Source organism: Nocardia sp. NRRL S-836 (assembly GCF_001279525.1).
Lineage (GTDB): Bacteria > Actinomycetota > Actinomycetes > Mycobacteriales > Pseudonocardiaceae > Lentzea.
On record NZ_LGDY01000130.1, the window covers coordinates 13684 to 30783 of the forward strand.

The 17100-nt window shown below is 71.2% G+C and carries 13 protein-coding genes; 5 read left to right on the forward strand and 8 right to left on the reverse strand.

What is annotated here, in order from left to right:
- Nucleotides 1-25: 25 nt before the first annotated feature.
- Nucleotides 26-3397, forward strand: coding sequence for a S8 family serine peptidase (locus ADL03_RS35980; protein ID WP_053738090.1), 3372 nt, complete (start codon nucleotides 26-28; stop codon nucleotides 3395-3397).
- A gap of 102 nt (nucleotides 3398-3499) precedes the next feature.
- Here the strand turns inward: ADL03_RS35980 and ADL03_RS35985 are convergent, their stop codons facing one another.
- Nucleotides 3500-4366 (reverse strand): hypothetical protein, encoded by an 867-nt coding sequence (locus tag ADL03_RS35985; RefSeq protein ID WP_157529598.1) that lies wholly within the window; start codon nucleotides 4364-4366, stop codon nucleotides 3500-3502.
- Nucleotides 4345-5691 carry a restriction endonuclease gene (locus tag ADL03_RS35990; protein ID WP_053738092.1) on the reverse strand — a complete coding sequence of 449 codons (1347 nt, stop codon included), beginning with the start codon at nucleotides 5689-5691 and terminating at the stop codon, nucleotides 4345-4347. Before ADL03_RS35990 ends, ADL03_RS35985 begins: the two co-directional genes overlap by 22 nt.
- A gap of 54 nt (nucleotides 5692-5745) precedes the next feature.
- Here ADL03_RS35990 and ADL03_RS35995 point away from each other — a divergent pair, with 54 nt between their 5' ends.
- Nucleotides 5746-6495: a methyltransferase domain-containing protein gene (locus tag ADL03_RS35995; RefSeq protein WP_053738093.1), complete on the forward strand. Its 750-nt coding sequence runs from the start codon at nucleotides 5746-5748 to the stop codon at nucleotides 6493-6495.
- Here the strand turns inward: ADL03_RS35995 and ADL03_RS36000 are convergent.
- The 3 genes from ADL03_RS36000 to ADL03_RS36010 all read right to left on the reverse strand — a co-directional run bounded on the left by ADL03_RS36000 (nucleotide 6492) and on the right by ADL03_RS36010 (nucleotide 11918).
- Nucleotides 6492-8153 carry a DEAD/DEAH box helicase gene (locus ADL03_RS36000; protein ID WP_053738094.1) on the reverse strand — a complete coding sequence of 554 codons (1662 nt, stop codon included), beginning with the start codon at nucleotides 8151-8153 and terminating at the stop codon, nucleotides 6492-6494. The two genes, ADL03_RS35995 and ADL03_RS36000, sit on opposite strands and share 4 nt — an antisense overlap.
- 130 nt (nucleotides 8154-8283) lie before the next feature.
- Nucleotides 8284-11388, reverse strand: coding sequence for a phosphodiester glycosidase family protein (locus ADL03_RS36005; RefSeq protein WP_063798824.1), 3105 nt, complete (start codon nucleotides 11386-11388; stop codon nucleotides 8284-8286).
- Between the two features lie 275 nt (nucleotides 11389-11663).
- A complete protein-coding gene (locus tag ADL03_RS36010) occupies nucleotides 11664-11918 on the reverse strand; it encodes a hypothetical protein (RefSeq protein WP_157529600.1) in 255 nt (84 codons plus the stop codon).
- Between the two features lie 255 nt (nucleotides 11919-12173).
- On the opposite strand from ADL03_RS36010, the gene ADL03_RS36015 reads away from it, so the two are divergent.
- Nucleotides 12174-13031, forward strand: coding sequence for an ornithine cyclodeaminase family protein (locus ADL03_RS36015; RefSeq protein WP_053738124.1), 858 nt, complete (start codon nucleotides 12174-12176; stop codon nucleotides 13029-13031).
- Between the two features lie 90 nt (nucleotides 13032-13121).
- Here the strand turns inward: ADL03_RS36015 and ADL03_RS36020 are convergent, their stop codons facing one another.
- Entirely contained in the window at nucleotides 13122-14342 is a 1221-nt protein-coding gene (locus ADL03_RS36020) for a glycoside hydrolase family 16 protein (protein WP_053738097.1), read from the reverse strand.
- A 366-nt stretch (nucleotides 14343-14708) separates the two neighbouring features.
- Here ADL03_RS36020 and ADL03_RS36025 point away from each other — a divergent pair, with 366 nt between their 5' ends.
- Nucleotides 14709-15272, forward strand: a complete 564-nt coding sequence (locus ADL03_RS36025) for a TetR/AcrR family transcriptional regulator (RefSeq protein WP_053738098.1) — start codon at nucleotides 14709-14711, stop codon at nucleotides 15270-15272.
- Entirely contained in the window at nucleotides 15269-15844 is a 576-nt protein-coding gene (locus ADL03_RS36030) for a hypothetical protein (protein WP_053738099.1), read from the forward strand. Before ADL03_RS36025 ends, ADL03_RS36030 begins: the two co-directional genes overlap by 4 nt.
- Here the strand turns inward: ADL03_RS36030 and ADL03_RS36035 are convergent.
- Both ADL03_RS36035 and ADL03_RS36040 read right to left on the reverse strand, forming a co-directional pair.
- Nucleotides 15789-16250 carry a nitroreductase family deazaflavin-dependent oxidoreductase gene (locus tag ADL03_RS36035; RefSeq protein ID WP_053738100.1) on the reverse strand — a complete coding sequence of 154 codons (462 nt, stop codon included), beginning with the start codon at nucleotides 16248-16250 and terminating at the stop codon, nucleotides 15789-15791. The two genes, ADL03_RS36030 and ADL03_RS36035, sit on opposite strands and share 56 nt — an antisense overlap.
- Entirely contained in the window at nucleotides 16250-17095 is an 846-nt protein-coding gene (locus ADL03_RS36040; protein WP_231642707.1) for a LuxR C-terminal-related transcriptional regulator, read from the reverse strand. Before ADL03_RS36040 ends, ADL03_RS36035 begins: the two co-directional genes overlap by 1 nt.
- Nucleotides 17096-17100 lie beyond the last annotated feature (5 nt).

Here is a 17100-nt window from a genome sequence, read left to right on the forward strand (position 1 = left end):
ACAGGTGCGAAGAGCACACTGTTTTGTGACCACCTTGCTCGTCGCCGGGCTGCTCGGCCCGGCGACGGCCGCACACGCGGAACCGGAGGGCACCGCGGCACCGCAGCACACCAGCACGATCACGCTGATCACCGGTGACAGGGTGGTCGTGGACGACCGGGGCGCGCTCGTCCGCGTCGACGGCCGGCCGGGCATGTCGTTCGCCCGGTACGTGAAGGACGACCACCAGTACGTGGTGCCGGCGGACGCGGCCGACGCACTGCGGCAGAACCGCGTCGACCAGCGCTTCTTCGACGTGACGGCACTGCACGAGTTCGGCTACACCGACGACCGCGCCGACAGCATCCCGGTGCTGGGTCAGGGTCTGCGTGCGGCGACCGCGGTGTCCAAGGAGGACGCCGCCGTGCGCTGGGGGCAGCGGGCCGCCGCCCGTGACGCCGGAAAGCTGTGGCTGGACGGCAAGTCGAAGCTCGCGCTCGACCAGAGCGTGCCGATGGTCGGTGCGCCGGGCGCGTGGCAGGCCGGGTTCGACGGCACCGGTGTCACGGTCGCCGTCCTCGACTCCGGCTACGACCAGCAGCACCCGGAGCTCAAGGACGCCGTGGCGGTGGCGAAGGACTTCACCCCGTCCGGCATCCAGGACGACGTCGGCCACGGCACGCACGTGGCCGCCACGGTCGCCGGGCGCAGCGCGAAGTACAGCGGTGTGGCACGCGGGGCGAAGCTCGCCATCGGCCGCGTCTGCGCGACCGAGTACTGCCAGGACAGCGCGATCATCGCCGGCATGGAGTGGGCCGCGCGCGAGGTCAGGGCGAAGGTCGTCAACCTGAGCCTCGGCGGCGCCGCCACCGACGGCACGGACCCGTTGTCGCAGAAGGTGAACGAGCTCACGGCCGAGACCGGCGCGCTCTTCGTCGTGGCGGCGGGCAACAACGGTGACCGCCGCAAGGTCAGCGCACCGGCCGCCGCGGACGCCGCGCTCGCGGTGGCGAACCTGACCAAGTCCGGCGTCGTCAACGAGACGTCGTCGCGCGGCCCTCGGCAGGACGACTTCGCGGTGAAGCCGGACATCGCGGCACCGGGCACGGACATCGTGGCCGCCCGCGCCGCCGGCACGTTGCCCGGCAACACCGTGGACGGCCTGCACGCCCGGCTGACCGGCACCTCCATGGCGTCCCCGCACGTCGCCGGTGCCGCCGCGATCCTGGCCCAGCGCAACCCCACCTGGACCGCGGCCGAGCTGAAGGCCCACCTGATGGCGACGGTGAAACCGGTCGACGACACCCCGGCGAACGTGGGCACCGGCCTGCTCGACGTGGACCGCGCGGTCAAGCAGCCCGTGCGCGCCGACACCGGCAGCCTCTCGTTCGGCCTGGTGGCGTTCCCGCACACCGGGACGCTCACGAGGACGATCACCTACCACAACGCGGGTGACGAGCCGGTTTCCCTTGCGCTGCACCACGACCTGGGCGCGGACTTCACCGTCCCCGCGTCGGTGGTGGTACCGGCGCGCGGCAGTGCGCCGGTCGAGGTGGTCCTGGACCCGCGCAAGGGCCTCGGCACGTTCTTCGGGCACATCAGGGCGACCGGCACCGGCGTCGCGCTGACCACCGCGGTCGGCGCGTACGTGCAGGAGGAGCGCCACACGCTCTTGGTGCGGGTCACCGGCCGCGACGGCAAGCCGGACAACGACCCCGTGGTGCTCGTCAACATGACCACGCAGGAGTCGTCCCTGCTCTTCCCGGACGCGGACGGCAGGGGCTCGGCACGACTGCCCGTGGCCGACTACGCGGTGCTGGCCCGGATCTCCCAGCACACCACGAACTACGCCTGGTACACACCGGTCTCCGCGACCGAGGTGGCCGGCCGCGTCTCGCTGGCCTCCGACGTGGCGCTCGACATCGACGCCAGGCAGGGCAGGGAGGTCACCGTCGGGCTGCCCGGCCGCAACGTCGTGTGGAACCGCGACACCGAGCTGAAAGTGCCGGTGCGGGCGGGCCGGACCACCTCCGTCACCGGCAGGATCGACGGCCGCACGCCGCTCTACAGCCTGCCGGTCGGTGCGCCGTTGCCGGAGCTGACCTACAGCAGCGCGCTGCAGGGCGGACAGCCGCGGGTGTCGGTCGCCGAGGGGTTCCCGCTGAACTACTTCGAGGACAGCGGCCCGCTTCCGGCCGGCGAGCACACGTACGACGTCGCCGAGCGCGGTGCCGACGTGCGCGGCAAGCTGGCCCTGGTGCGCCAGGCCGGGGAGGTGCCGCTCGACGTAGCCCGTGCCATGCAGACCGAGGGCGCGGTCGCCGTGCTGTGGGCGGGACCGGTGCCGTTCGGCTCCGGCGAGCCCACCGCAATCCCGGTGATCGCCGTGCCCGAGCACCACGTGGCGGTCACCCCGGCACGGCTGGCGCTGCGCGTGGTCGCGAGCTCCCCGGTCGCCTACAACCTGTTCAAGCAGGACAAGGGCGCGCTGCCCGCCGGCACGTGGCAGGTCAGGCATTCTGAGCTCGCCGAGGTCAAGGCGCGCTACCACTCCGCGGGAGCGGACGGCTTCGTGACCGCCCGCAACTACCCGTCCGTGAACGGGGTCGTCCCGTTCAACTTCGGCACGCTGGACGAACGGGTGGCCGCGCCGGTCGAACGCACCGAGTACTACTCGGCGGGCAACGGCATCGGCTGGTTCCAGGAAGGCTTCGGAGCCGGCACGTCGTGGGCCGCCCTGGAGCCGGTCGTCTACGCCCCCGGCCGCAGGTACGAGCGCTCCCACCAGAAAGCCGTCCACAGCCCGCGGTTCGGCCGCCCGTCGGTGGTGAGCTGGTCGCAGGGCGGTGGCGTCGACCGCGCCGGTGACACGATCACCATGCGGATGTCGCCGTTCGGCGGCACCGGCTGGGTGGAGAACTGGAAGCTCAGCGGCTACGGCACGGTCGACCTCCTGCGCGACGGCGTGGCGGTGGGCTGGGCGGACATCCGCCAGGGCCAGTTCACCGCACCCGAGCGGACCGGCACCTACGAGCTGGTGCTGGACGCGGTGCGGCACAACGCCGAACTGTCGACGCGGGTGCGCACGAACTGGAAGTTCTCGGCCGCCACCGACGGCAGGCTGCCGCTGCTGGAGGTCGACTACGCGTTGCCGGTCGACCTGCGCAACAGCTGGCAGGCCGGCGTGCCGATGCCGGCGCGGTTCACGGCGGCACGGCAGGCAGGAGCGGGCCAGGCCGCGATCCGTGAGCTGAAGGCCTACGCGTCGTTCGACGACGGCACCACCTGGGCGCCGGTGAAGTCGCTCGTGCCGGCCGGTCCGGCGGGCGGGTTCGTGTCGCTGCGCGTGGTCGCCGCCGACACCGAGGGCAACTCGGTCGACCAAACGGTCCTGCGGGCGTACCGCCTTAAGGCGTAACCGCGGGGTGGTTCGGTCGTTGTAGATGGCTGCGGCACCTGTCCGGGGCAGTCCGCGAGACGATGAGGACGCGGGCGTCTCGCGGAAGGGCAGGTGCCGCCGTCAGCGCAGGTCGGCGAGCCTGGCCAGCAGAGCACCGATCTGCCGCTCGCCTGAGTGCAGCTGTCGCCGCATTCGCCGGAGAGCTCGTTGCCAGGCGCGCTGGTCCGGGAACCAGGGGGCGGGGTCGTCCAGGTTCTCGACCTTCTTCGAGACGACCTCGAACGCGTCGCCGGGCCCGCGGTCGTGGTGGTCCAGGAACCGGAGCAACCGCACGGCATCCGGCTTCGCCACGGTCGTGATCTCGGTAGCGGCCAGTGCCAGGAGGTTCTCCTCCGCGACCGACAACACCCGCTCCAGCGCCTCCTCCCAGATCTCGAACGGCACGTCGGACAGGGCGTCCCAGATGAACGTCAACCTGTCGTACAGGTCCGTCCAGTCTTTCGTCCTCCAGGTCATGAGATCGGCGACGGTGCGTCGGGCGAGCTGTTCGGAGAATGCGGTGGCGGCGTGCCGCGGGAACCTGGACGTCGTCTGCAGCAGCATCGCCAGGTCGACCAGGTGCTCCTCCCCAAGCTGCTCGTTCCACAGCGGCGAGTCCCGCTCGACCAGCTCGGCCGCGCGGGTGAACACCTCGTCGGATCGGAGCTCGTCCCCGATCTCGACCAGCCACCTCACCAGGTCGGGTTCGCTCTCTTCGGCGGCGCGGCCGAGCACCGCGGTGATGACGACCTCCCGCACCGACCGGAGCGCTTCGAGAAGCCCATGGCCGTCGTCGCCCATGGCCGCGTCGGTGATCCTCACGATCTGGAGCTCATCGGTGAAACTCGTGACCAACGCCCGCAGGTCCGCGCGCCCGCAGGCCAGGTGGTACCGCAGGTAGTCCATGACGGACGGGTTGTGCAGTTTCACGACGGCGGGCTCGACCACGACCATCGTGCCGTCGAGGAGGCGCAGTGCCTGCCGGAAGGTCCTGCTGTCACTCGGAAGGACAGCGCCTGCCGGTAGGACGTCCACGCCTCCCGCACGCCCTCGACGGTGGACTCGAGCGTGAAGACCACCTCGAGGAGGTGGACGGCCGCGTCGGGCAGTTCGTCCTCCAAGATCGACTCCCAGATCCTGCGCGGGTGGTCGAGGTTCGCGATCATCTCGCCGGGCTCGGACAGCGCGAGTGTGCGTTCGACCAGTCGCGGGTTGAAGTTCGGGTGCCGCACGATCGGCCGCCACAGGTCGGGATCGGCGAACCTGCGCTTCTCCTCGACGGGCAACGTCGAGTTGTGCACGTGGTTGTAGAGGATGTGCGCGCGTATCTCGGGCGTGAGGTCGGAGAGCTCCACAACGCTCGTCATCGGGTCCAGGTCCGCTTCACCGAGCACCCGGTGCCGTTGCCGGGCCTGCTCCAGTACGTACCCGCGGGTCGTCATGACCAGTGCCTTGCCGGGAGCGGTGCTGATCTGCCGCATCGCCTTCAGCAGCCGGTGGTCCTCGTTCTTGCCCAGGCTCTCCAGCGTGGTGCTGCCGAGGAAGTCGTCGTAGACGAACACCTGGCGGGCCGACGCGTCCCAGAGCTCGGCGATCTCCGCGGCGTCCTGCGAGATTTCGACGATCTCGTACCCGTCGTCGGCGAGCCATAGTGCCAGCATTTTCGCGATCGTCGTCTTGCCGATGCCGGGGATGCCGGTGATCACGCAGACGCTGGTCGCCGCCAGCGTTTCGCGCGCGCTCTCGAACCCGGCGTGCGGCACGAACGTCTTCGCCGTCTCCGCGAGATCGGCCGCGAGCCAGGCGGACCGGCGGACGATCTCCTGGGACAGCAACGTCCGCAACACCGCCGTGCTGCTCAGCCACAGCCGGAAGTGCCGCCGCACGACCTCGGGCCGTGCTGCCAGCAGCGCGACGAGCTGCTCCGCACCGAAGACGTCGCCGGTGCCGCGGAGGAACGGGTGGAAGGCCTCGACCAGCCTGTCCTTGTCGGCGACCGTCAACGAGGCGCTCGTGGCGATCGCGTACCGCTTCACACCGAGCGCGCGGACCTTCGGCAGCTCCACCTTCACGAGGTGCCTGATCAACGCAGAAGGCCTGCTGTGCACCCAGTGCTTGCACTGGACCACCACCGCGTCGTGCCGGAGGTCGACGCCGCCGTCGCGGCCCGCGGGGAAGACCTCCAACGGCAGCCCCAGCACGTCGGACAGGAGGTCGCCGCAGACCAGTTCGAAGTCGTGGTCGGTCAGCCGGCGGAGGTCGAAGGTGTCCACACGGCACCGTATTCGAGTAGCCCGGCCCGGCCGGGTGTGGTGGCATGACCGGCCATGGGGTTCGAGGAGCTGGTGGCCGAGGGGGCGGCGGTACCGCTGGAGGGCTGGGACTTCTCCTGGTTCGACGGCCGTGCCACCGAACAACGTCCGCCGTGGGGCTACGCCACGCTGATCGCCGAGCGGCTGGCGCGGGCTCGGGCGGCGCTGGACCTGCAGACCGGCGGGGGAGAGGTGACCGCGTCCGCGCCGGTCAAGCCGCCGTTGCTGGCGGCCACCGAGTCGTGGCCGCCCAACGCCGCCGTGGCGCGCCGGAACCTGCCGGAGGCGGTCGTGGTGCGGGCGCCCGACGAGGGGCCGTTGCCGTTTCACGACGGGGCGTTCGACCTCGTCATCAGCCGGCACCCGGTCGTGACGCCGTGGACCGAGGTCGCGCGGGTGCTCGAGCCCGGTGGCACCTACCTGTCCCAGCAGATCGGCGCCGGCTCCAACCGCGAGCTCACCGACTTCATGATGGGACCGCAGCCGGTCAGCGACGCCCGCGGCACCGGGCGCGCGCGTGCCGAGGCCGAAGCCGCGGGGCTGGAGGTCACCCGCCTCGAACCGGTGGCGTTGCGGGTGACCTTCCTCGACGTCGGTGCCGTCGTGCACTTCCTGCGCAAGGTGCTCTGGACGGTGCCCGGCTTCACCGTCGAGGGGTACCGGGACCGCCTCAGGGCCATGCACGAGCACATCCAGCGGCACGGTGAGTTCGCGTGCACCTCGACCCGGTTCCTGATCGAGGCGCGCAAACCCGGCCGTGACTAGCGCGGCTGGCGCTCGCGGCGCACGGTGACCCGCTTGCCCTTGATGGTCGCGTCGCGCAGCTGGTCGATCACGTCGTTCGCGGCCGGGCCGGGCACCTCGACCAGCGAGAACCGGTCCGCGATCTCGATCGCGCCGATCTCGCGGCCCTTGAGGCCGGTCTCGCCGGTGATCGCGCCCACGATGTCCTGCGGGCGGATGCCCGACGAACGGCCCGCGCCCAGGAACAGGCGGGTCATGCCCTCGGACGGGCCACGGCGCTCGCGGCGCGGGCCGGCCGGGGCACCGTCGCGGCGCGGACGGTCCTCGCGCGGGCGGACCTCCGGGATCTCCTCCTCGTCGGCGGCGGCACCGGAGGCCTCGTGCGCGAGCTTCACGGCGGCGAGCGCGATGTCCATCACGTCGAACTCGTCGGCCAGCGTCTCGACCACGACCCGGAACCGCGACAGGTCGTCCTCCATCAACGACTCCTGCAGCGACGAGCGCGTCAGCTCCAGCTGGCGGGCGCGCAGGTCGGCGACCGTCGGCACCTTCTCCATCGGGATCTTGGTCTTGGTGACCCGCTCGATCGTCTTGAGCAGCGAGTTCTCCCGCGGCTCGACCAGCGTGATCGCGACGCCCTCGCGGCCGGCGCGGCCGACGCGGCCGATGCGGTGCGTGTAGGCCTCGGGAGCGGACGGCACGTTGTAGTTCACGACGTGCGTGAGCTGCTCGATGTCGAGACCGCGGGCGGCCACGTCCGTCGCCACGAGCAGGTCGGCGGTGCCGGAGCGCAGCCGGGACATGACCCGGTCGCGCTGCTCCTGGCTGATGCCGCCGTGCAGCGACTCGGCGCGGTAGCCGCGGCCGTTCAGCGTCTCGGTGAGCTGGTCGACCTCGTCACGCGTGCGGCAGAAGACGACGGCGGCGGTCGGCGACTCGACGTCGAGCACCCGGCCGAGGGCGGCGGGCTTGTGCTCGCGGCGCACCAGGTACGCGGTCTGCCGGACGCGCGGGGCCTCGCCCGGCTCGGTCTTCTCGCGCTCGATCTGGATCAGCACCGGCTGGCGCAGGTGGCTCTTGGCCATGCGGTCGATGCGCGGCGGCATCGTGGCCGAGAACAGCACGGTCTGCCGCTCGGCCGGTGCCTCGGCGAGGATCGCGTCGATGTCCTCCGCGAAGCCCATGTCGAGCATCTCGTCGGCCTCGTCGAGCACGACGACCCGCAGGTCGCCGAGCTGCAGCGTGCCGCGCTGGAGGTGGTCGATCGCGCGGCCCGGGGTCGCGACCACCACGTCGACGCCGCGGGAGAGCTCGCGCAGCTGGCGGCCGATCGGCTGGCCGCCGTAGATCGGCAGCACCCGCGCGCCCATGTGCCGGCCGTAGCGGTGGACCGCCTCGGACACCTGCACGGCCAGCTCACGGGTCGGGGCGAGCACGAGAGCCAGCGGCTTCTCGGCCTTGCCGATCCGGTCGGCGATGCGCTCGAGCAGCGGCAGCGCGAACGCCGCCGTCTTGCCCGTGCCCGTGGCCGCCTGGCCCAGCAGGTCGTTGCCCGCGAGGAGTGGCGGGATCGCTTCGCTCTGGATCGGCGTCGGCTCCTCGTAGCCCAGCGTGGTGAGCGCGTTGAGGATGTCGGGCCGCAGCCCCAGGTCGGCGAAACCGTTGTCGGCGGTGGTCATGGCGCACATCTTCCCTTACCGGCGGTTGTCTCACCCGACTAGGTCCGCCGGTCGGTGCGCAACCGCGGGGTGAGAGAATCGCCCCCGAGCCCGTGCAGGCCTGTTTTCCGGGCTCGGGGCGCCTTTCCGGTCATCGACGCGCTGTCGTCACCTCTGCTCGCGCCGTGACACCGTTGACTGTGACCGTGATCTCGACCTGTCCTGACCGGACGGCGGTCAGGACACCGGTCCGCGGGTCGAACCACGCCACGTGCCACGGCCGCAGCTCCTGCGGCCGGCCGATGTGCAGGGTGCGCGAACCGCTCCAGGTGGCGGCCATCGGGTAGTCGAGCCGCACGGTCCTGGCACCCTGGCCGATGACGGCCTCGATCTTCGCCTGGCCGTGCACGGTCTCCGGTGCGTTGAGCGCCAACGAGTCCACGTGCGGCCGGATCTCGGCCTTCAGGTCGTCGCCGCTGACGCCGACGAGCGTCCAGCCGGTGAAACCGCCGGCCTCGGCCGGTGCCTTGCCGGAGTTGCCGTTGACCACGTAGTGCACGCCGTCCACTTCGGACGCGAAGAACCCGCCCACGTGGCCGCCGATGAACGTGGCCCTCCCGTTCTCCGACAGCAGGCGTTCGAAGTACCGCGCCTCCATCCGGTCGGACAGCTGGCTGGTGCGCGCCGGCGTGGGGTCGCGCGGCGGGTGGTGCATCAGCACGACCGTGTGACCGGGTGCGGTGTCGAGTGAGCGTTTGAGCACCTCCAGCTGCTCGACACCGCCGCCCCTGAGCGTTCCGGTCGACGAGTCGAGCAGCACGAACCGGGTGCCCCGGTGGTCGAACGAGCGGGTGGTCGCCCCGAACTCGCGGCGGAAGTTGTCGATCGTGCCCGGCCCCATGACCTCGTGGTTGCCCGGCACGTAGTACCAGGGGAGGTCGCCGAGCTCCTCGGTCAGCACCCTGCGGGCCAGCGCGAGGTCGGCGGGCGAGGCCTCGTCCACCAGGTCGCCGTTGACCACGACGAACTCGGCGCCGGACGCCCTGATCTCGCGCATGGTCCTGCGCGCCGACCGCACGAGCTCGCTGTCGGGTGCCCGTGCCACGAACTGCGCGTCCGACATGACCGCGAACTTCCAGCCGGTGGCGGTCCCGACGACCTCCTCGCGCGGCTCTGTGACCGGCGGCAGCGCGACAGCGGGAGGGACCCGAGCGGCGATGTCGTCGACGACGACGTCGCCCTCGTACGAGCGGTCGGCCTTCGTCTCGATCGTGGAGAAGCGGTTGACCGTGATGGGGAACTGGAGCTCGTCCGGCACCGGGACGGAGAGCTGCCGCCACCCGGTCCAGGTGAGGTGCGGGCCGTAGAGCGCACGTGACCAGCCGTTCGCGTCCGTGACGGTGAACGCCGTCCACTCGCCGTTGCCGCCGGCCCGCACCCACGCGCTGAGTTCCAGCGGTTGCCCGTTGACCCGCAACGGTTTCGGTGGCACCGCGTACGCCGTGCGCGTGCCGGTCGACCGCGTGAAGTCGTAGCTCAGCCGGAGGCCCGCGCCGGTGTGGCCGTCCGGTTCCGGTGCGACCGAACCGGCGCCGCGCGCCGACCCGAAGGTCCACTGTGGAGCGTCGTCGAACGTGGCGAGCAGCTCGTCCTGCGCCCCGACCGTGACCGCCGCCTGCGTCTCCCTGCCCTGCGCCCTGACCCTGATCGTCGTCGCACCGGCCCGCTTGCCGACGACCCGCAGGTCCGGCGTGACGTCGATGATCGACCGGTCGTAGCTCAGGTCGAGGTCGGCGCGCTCGATCGGCGCGCTGTACCCGGCCTGGTCGAACCCGTCGATCCGCAACGGCCGCCGCTCGTCCACGCCGACGCTGGTCCTGGGCGTCGCCGGGGCGAGCCGGGCGAGCTCGCCGAGCACGGTGAGGCCGGTCGTCGCGCTGACCGCGCCCTGGAACGCCGTGAACGACGCCCTCCCCGCGCGCGGTCCGGCGTGGAAGGTGTCGCCGACCGCCCAGCCGCCGGTCGCACTCGTGAGGTGGCCGGTCGCGGCGGGGCCGAACGTCTCGTCGTGGCCGTGGACGGTGATCCTGCGCGTCATGCCGGGGAAGACCCGCTGGTCGGCGGCCCGGACGTGGAACCCGGTGAGCCTGCCGCTGCCCGGCGGCGCGTAGAGCGCGAGCCCGTTGGGGACCGGCCGCTCGGCACCGTCCGACGGCGTGTTGACCACCTTCAGCCCGGTGGTTCCCGGCTCCCGCGCGAGCATGGTCGACGACCCGCCGCCGTCGAGGTTGAGGGCGTTGTGCGCACCCAGCTCGATCATCATGTCGGCCAGGTCCCTGAGGTTCAGGCCGAGCAGGTACGCGCCCTGCCGCCCGTCGACGGTCAGCACGACCATCTTCCTACCGTCTCGCGAGAACCCGACCGCGGTCCGCGGGTGCAGCGGGTCCGCCGGAGCGACGTTGCGCCCGTCCCGCACCAGCAGCTGCCGCCCGCCGATCGCCGTGACCGGCCGGCTGCCGTCGCTGGTCCGGCTCGCGTAGGTGACCGACACCCGGTCACCCGGCTTGAGCTGCCGGAGCACGTCGGCCCCCTGGTCCCGTCCCACCAGCGCGTACCCGGTGATCGGCCGGTCGCCGGGCTCGCCCACGGACTCGACCACGTCGTCGCGCACCAGCACCTCGGCCGTGGCCGCCGCCCCCTGCACCGCCCGCGCCCTGGAGTAGCTGCCCCACAACGGGTTGAACACGCCGATGCCACCCACGTCGATCTTCGCGCTGTTGAGCTGCGTGATCCGGTGGACGCCGTTCAACGTGCCCTCGAAGAACGTCTCCATGACGCTCCCGACCCCGGCCGCGTCGATGCCGACCGCGCGCCCCTGCCCCGACTTCACCAGCCGCCCGTCCCGGACCCCGACCCCCTCCGGCGCGCTGGAGTTGTCGATGTCGAAGAAGTCGCCGTTGACCGCCGCGACCGCCCCCGGCACCTGCTCGCTCAACGGCTTCGCCCTCGTCACCGCACCCGCGTCCACGTACCCGGCCCTCGTGCCCGCGGTGAGGTCGACCGTCATGGCGTCGCCGCGGATCCAGCCGCCGGACCCGCCCGGCTCGTACCAGTCGAAGGAGCTCAGCGTGACGCCCGGAGCGACCCTGCTGGTGGTCCGCTCCGTCTCGATGCGTCTGCCGATGTCGGCGTGAGCGGTCGGAACGGGCGTCAGTACGGCCGCGGCGATGACCACCACAAGTGCGCGTCTCGTCACAGGTGGTGAACCTAGACCGGTGCGGCGGAGAAATGCCCGACTCGCGTGGCCTGTCGGTCGTCGTTTTCGGGTGGACTTCAGCGGTGGACGGTCTCCGCGAGGCGCAGAGGGCCGGGCTCAGTCACGGGCGCGGCGTGGGTGTTCCTCGGCGGCCGGGGCGAACCCGCTGATGATGATGCCCGTGCGGAAAGGGCCGAGCGGGACCGTTCGCGGTATCTCGGCACCCGGAGGCTGTTTCCCGTGGGCGGTGAGAGCGGAATGCGCGGCCATTCACGCTAGGCGGACGAGCGCTCCTCGGGAATCGTCCGCAGCTCGTCCGACTCCGCCAGGTACAGCCGCCCGAGGTCGACCAGCAACGTGCCGAGCTCGTGGTAGTGCGCCGCCCGTTCGAGGTCCGGGACGAGCCCGCACGTCAGCAGCATGTGGCGCGCCAGCAGGTCGCCGAACTCCGGATGGGTCTTCACCACCTCGCGGGAGAGGCGGGACAACGACATGCGCAGCAGGTCTTCGGTCAGGACTTCCGCGGCCACGGCAGGATCCCCCTCGCTCTCGTCGCACCGGCGGTACTTCACGACCTATTCTGCCGCTTGGAAAAATTCCACGCTGGGCCTCTTTTGGGTTGAGCCGGGGATGTATCGTTTCGAAACAGTAACGACGGGTGGCGTTCCCGGAGCCCTATGGAACGCGGTGTTTCCATAGGGCTTTCGAATTGCCTTGGAAGCAAGGAATTGGAGGAGGACGGGCGCGGCGGAGGCGTGCGGGCGCAGGTCGTTACCATCCGAACCATGACCATGCCCGCAGCGATCGAAGCCGTCCGGCAAGCGTTCATCGGGCTCACCGCGGGGGAGTTCGACCTGCCGCCGCGGCAGGCGTTCGGGGACAGCCGGTCGCTCGTCATGGCGGTGCACCACCGGCCGACGGCGTCGACCGCCGTGAAGGTGGTCAGCATCGAGGTCGAGCGGGACCCGGTGATCGCCGGGACCGTGGTGTTCTCGCACCCGGAGGGGCAGTTCACGGCCGACGCGGTGCCGTTGACGACGCTGCGGACCGGTGCGGTGGTCGGGGTGGCCACGGATCTGCTGGCGGACGAGGACGCGGCGCAGCTGGCGCTCCTGGGGGCCGGAGCGCAGGCCGCCGACCAGGTGCGGGCGGTGCACGCGGTGCGGCCGCTCAAGAAGCTCGTGGTGTTCAACCGGAACGTCACGCGGGCGGAGGCGTTGGTGGAGAGCCTCAGGGACGAGCTGCCGGACACCGTCGTGGACGTCGCCGTGGACGCGGACGAGGCGGTGTCGGGGGCGGACGTCGTGTGCTGCGCGACGGCGGCGACGGTGCCGTTGTTCCGGATGGGGGCGCTCAAGGAGCGGGTGCACGTCAACGCGATCGGGTCCTACCGGCCGGTGATGAGGGAGCTGCCTGAGGAGTTGCTGGCCACCGCCGGGGTCGTGGTGGTGGACCAGGTCGAGGCGGCGCTGAGCGAGGCCGGCGAGATCATCCGGGCGGTGCGGTCCGGGGTGCTGCGGCTCGAGTCGCTCGTGGAGCTCGGTGCGGCGCTGGGGAACCCGCCGCTGCGGCAGGGGCGCACGGTGTTCAAGTCGGTCGGGGTGGCGGTGCAGGACTGGGCGGTCGCACGGCTGATGGCCTGACGAGAGCTGGACGCGAACCCTTCCGCCACGGGGGTTCGCGTCCAGCTGTTCTCCGCACGGGCCGGTGTGGCGCGCGCGGAGGCTTCTAGGTCAGACCTGCCACTTCTGGCTGGCCACGCCGAGACACTGCCAGATGTGCGTTCTCGTGCCGTCCGCCGAGGACCCTCCCACGGTGTCCAGGCACTTGTTGGCCTGCGGGTTCACGATGTCCTGTGCCCCGCTGACGGTCCACTTCTGAGCCGCGGACCCGTTGCAGTCCCAGAGCTGGACCACCGTGCCGTTCGCGGTGCCGCCGCCGTTGACGTCGAGGCACTTGCCCAGCGCGCGGATCGTGCCGTCACCGGGACGGCTCCACTTCTGGGCCGCGTTGCCGTTGCAGCCGACGACCTGGATGGGCGTGCCGTTGGCCGTGTTGGCCCAGGGCACGTCGAGGCACTTGCCGCCGATGCCGCGGATCTCCGAGCCACCGCCGCTGGGCGGGGTGTCGTTGGAGACGCGGACCCAGTCGATCACGAGCTGCTGCGGGAACGTCGTGCTGGCGTCGGGGTAGCCGGGCCACTCACCACCGACCGCGAGGTTGATGATGATGAAGAACGGCTTGTTGAACACCCACGGGTTGCCGTTGACGTCCGTCGGGGTGTTGCGGGCGTAGACGTTGCCGTCCACCGACCACGTGATCTCGCCCGGCTTCCAGTCGACGGCGAAGTTGTGGAAGCCGTCGGAGAAGTTCGGGCCGTTGTAGGCGTGGGACTTGCCGCCGGCGCCGCTGTAGCCGGGGCCGTGGATGGTGCCGTACACGGTGTTCGTCTGGTGTCCCAGGAACTCCATGACGTCGATCTCACCGGAGCCCGGCCACGGGTTGCCGCTGTTGATGTCGGCACCCAGCATCCAGAACGCCGGCCAGATGCCCTTGCCGCGCGGCATCTTCATGCGCGCTTCGAAGCGGCCGTAGGTCTGGGTGAACTTGCCCGCGGTGTTGATGCGGGCCGAGGTGTACTGACACCTGCCGTACCAGCAGTTGTAGTTGCCGGGGTTCTCGCGCTTGGCGGTGATCACCAGGTTGCCCTGGCCGTCGTGCGCCGCGTTCGAGGTACCCGCCTGGTACCACTGGTGTTCCTTGTTGTTGCCGTTGTTGTTGCCGACTTCCATCTGCCACTTGCTCCCGTCGACACCGGTGCCGGCGGGTGCGTTGAACTCGTCGGCCCAGGTCACCGCCGCGTTGGCAGGGGGAGCTTGGCTGGTGGTGGCGACGGTGAACCCCGCGGCGACCAAAGCGGCGGCAGCGAGGGCCGTCCCGATGCGTCGATGCATCGAACCGACCTTTCCGGGTGTTTAGTTGTGCGCCCAGTGGTTCGGAAGTGTTGTCATGCCGTGACTCTCGGTCAACGTGTAAAGGTTTTCAGGTTCTTGTCAGATGAGAGCGCTCTCAGGGGATCCCGCGTCTGATCAGCACGTTTGGGTGCCTTCGAGTGGAACTTGCGGCTCGCAGGGGTGGGAGGCAGGTTCGGACCGTGGCGCTGCGGCACGGCTCCGACCCGGTGAACCTCGTCTCCGCGCTCGCCGTGCCGGGTCGGTGGATGCTGCTGGCGGCAGGAGTCGCGCGGGCGCCACACCTTCGCCGTCAGGAAGCAGCCGTCCGGCTTGACGAGGATGGCTAATAGGATTAGCTTTTAAGCTATGACCGTTCGCCGACGTCTCACCACCGCCTCCGTCGTCGACGCCGCGCTGGCGTTGCTCGACGAGCACGGCGCCGACGGGCTCACGCTCGCCGCCGTCGCCGCACGCACCGGTGTCGCCACGCCCTCGCTCTACAAGCACGTCGCAAGCCTCGCCGAGCTCAAGGCACTCGTGGGCGTCCGGGTGCTGGAGGACATGACCGGCCGGTTCACCACGGCGGTGCTCGGCAGGTCGGGTGACGACGCCGTCGAGACGTTGATGCACGAGTACCGCGCCTACGTCCGCGAGCACCCGAGGCGGTACGCGGCCATGCCGATGGACCCGTTGCACGACCCGGTGCTCAAGGACGCCGGGGCGAAGCTGATGGAGGTCCTGTTCGCGACGTTGCGCGGGCACGGCCTCGAAGGCTCCGAGGCGGTCCACGCGACGCGCAGGCTGCGGGTGGTCGTGCACGGGTTCGCGCACATCGAGTCCAGTGGCGGGTTCGGCCTGCCGGAGGGGCTCGACGACACCTACGACCAGCTCGTCCGGATGTACCTGGACAGTCTCAGGGGGAAACGATGAGGATCGCGCTCGCCGCGGCCGGTGTGCTGTTCCTGCTCTACCCGGCGGTCAGACCGTGGGAGGACGAGAGCACGGTGGCCGGTGCCGCCGCCGCGATGGGCTCCGGTGCCTGGGTCGCGGCGCACCTGTTCGCCATGATCGGGTTCATCCTCGTGCCGATCGCGCTGCTGGAGGTCCACCGCACGGCCGCGATCACGTTCTGGGTGGGTGCCGGGCTGACGCTGCCGTACTACGGCGCCGAGGACTTCGGCCTGCACGAGCTGGCCGGGCAGCCGAACCTCCTCGAACTGGTCGAGGCCGTGCGCTACAACCCGGTCGCCATGGCGACCTTCGCCGCCGGGCTGGTCGCCATGGGCGTCGGTGCGGTCCTGGTCGCGGTGCGGCGCGGGACGGTGCCGGCGTGGCTGTTCGCGGCCGGGTTCGCGTTGTTCCTGCCGCAGTTCTTCACCCCGCCCGCCGTCCGGATCGCGCACGGCGTGCTGCTGCTCGTGGGCTGCGGGTGGCTGGCCTGGGAGCTCAGCCGGACGCGGGCACCAGCCGGAACACCCGTGGCTGACGTCCGGACCGCGTGACGTACCCGTCGAACGCCGGCCACACCGCGAGCATCTTGCCCCACGCCTCGTCCCGTTCGGCGCCTTCGAGCAGCCGCGCGTGGACGGGGCGGACCGTGCCGCCGATGTTCGCCTGCGCGTCCGGGTGCCTCAGCAGGTTCGCGGTCCAGGCGGGGTGGTTCGGCTGACCCCAGTTGGTGCCGGCGACCAGCACGCTGTCACCGTCCGGCACGTACTGCATCGGCGTCTCCCTGCGCAGGCCGCTCTTCGCGCCGGTCGAGATCAGCGTCAGGCCCTTCTGCCCGCTGAACGTCGTCGTCATCACCCGCCCGCCGCTGATCCTGTAGAGGGCGCGGTCGAACGCCATGACGACCGGGCGCAGGCGCGCCAGCCACGTCTGCTCGCCGAGCCAGCGGGCCACCGCCATCACAGCACCCCCGAAGATCGCGCCGCGTGCACCGCGGCCGTGCGGTTGTGGACTCCGAGCTTGCGCATCGCGCCCTTCAGGTACGCCTTCACGGTCTCGGCGCTCAGCCCGAGCTCCGCGGCGATCTCGCGGTTCGACCCGCCGACCGCGGCCAGCCGCAGGACGTCGAGCTCCCGTGGGGTCAGCGGGGTGGCAACGGTCGCGGGCACCGGCTCGCCGCCGAGGTCCCGGTGCACCTTGCGGAGCCGCTCGCGCAGGGCCGGGTCGCCGACGAGCCGGGCGACCTCCGCCAGTTCGCGCAGTGCCGCTTGGGTGTGCGGTGATGGCATGTCCAGGTCCTGTGCGAAGCCGTGCGCGATCGCCCCGGCCAGTCGGATCGCCCGGTCGCCGACGGTGGCGTTGCCGCGCACGGCGCCGTAGAGCACGCCGTGCACGGTGCCGCGCACCGCGACCGGGTAGGCGAACACGGAGGTCAGCCGTTCCTCGCCGACCACCATGCGGTCGAACTCGTGGGTGATCGCGCGGGTGGAGGCGTAGTCGGTGACGCGCACCGGGGTGCCCATCGCGACCGCCGTGCCGCCCAGGCCACGCCCGGTGCCGACCCGCAGGCCGTGCAACGACGTGCCGCGCGTGCCGTGGAAGTGCGAGAGCACCAGCTGGTTCGCCGGCGTGACGGCACCGCCGAACACCACCGGCAGTCCAGTGGCGCGGCGGAGCATGTCCAGGCGTTGCGGCAGCAGCGCGGGGAAGCGGTCCGGCAGCACGTGCGGCAGTCTTCCCGACAGCGGCACCCCCGAAAAGGAGTGCACCCCCGGACGGGGGTACCGGAACGGCCTGGGGGCCACGGACC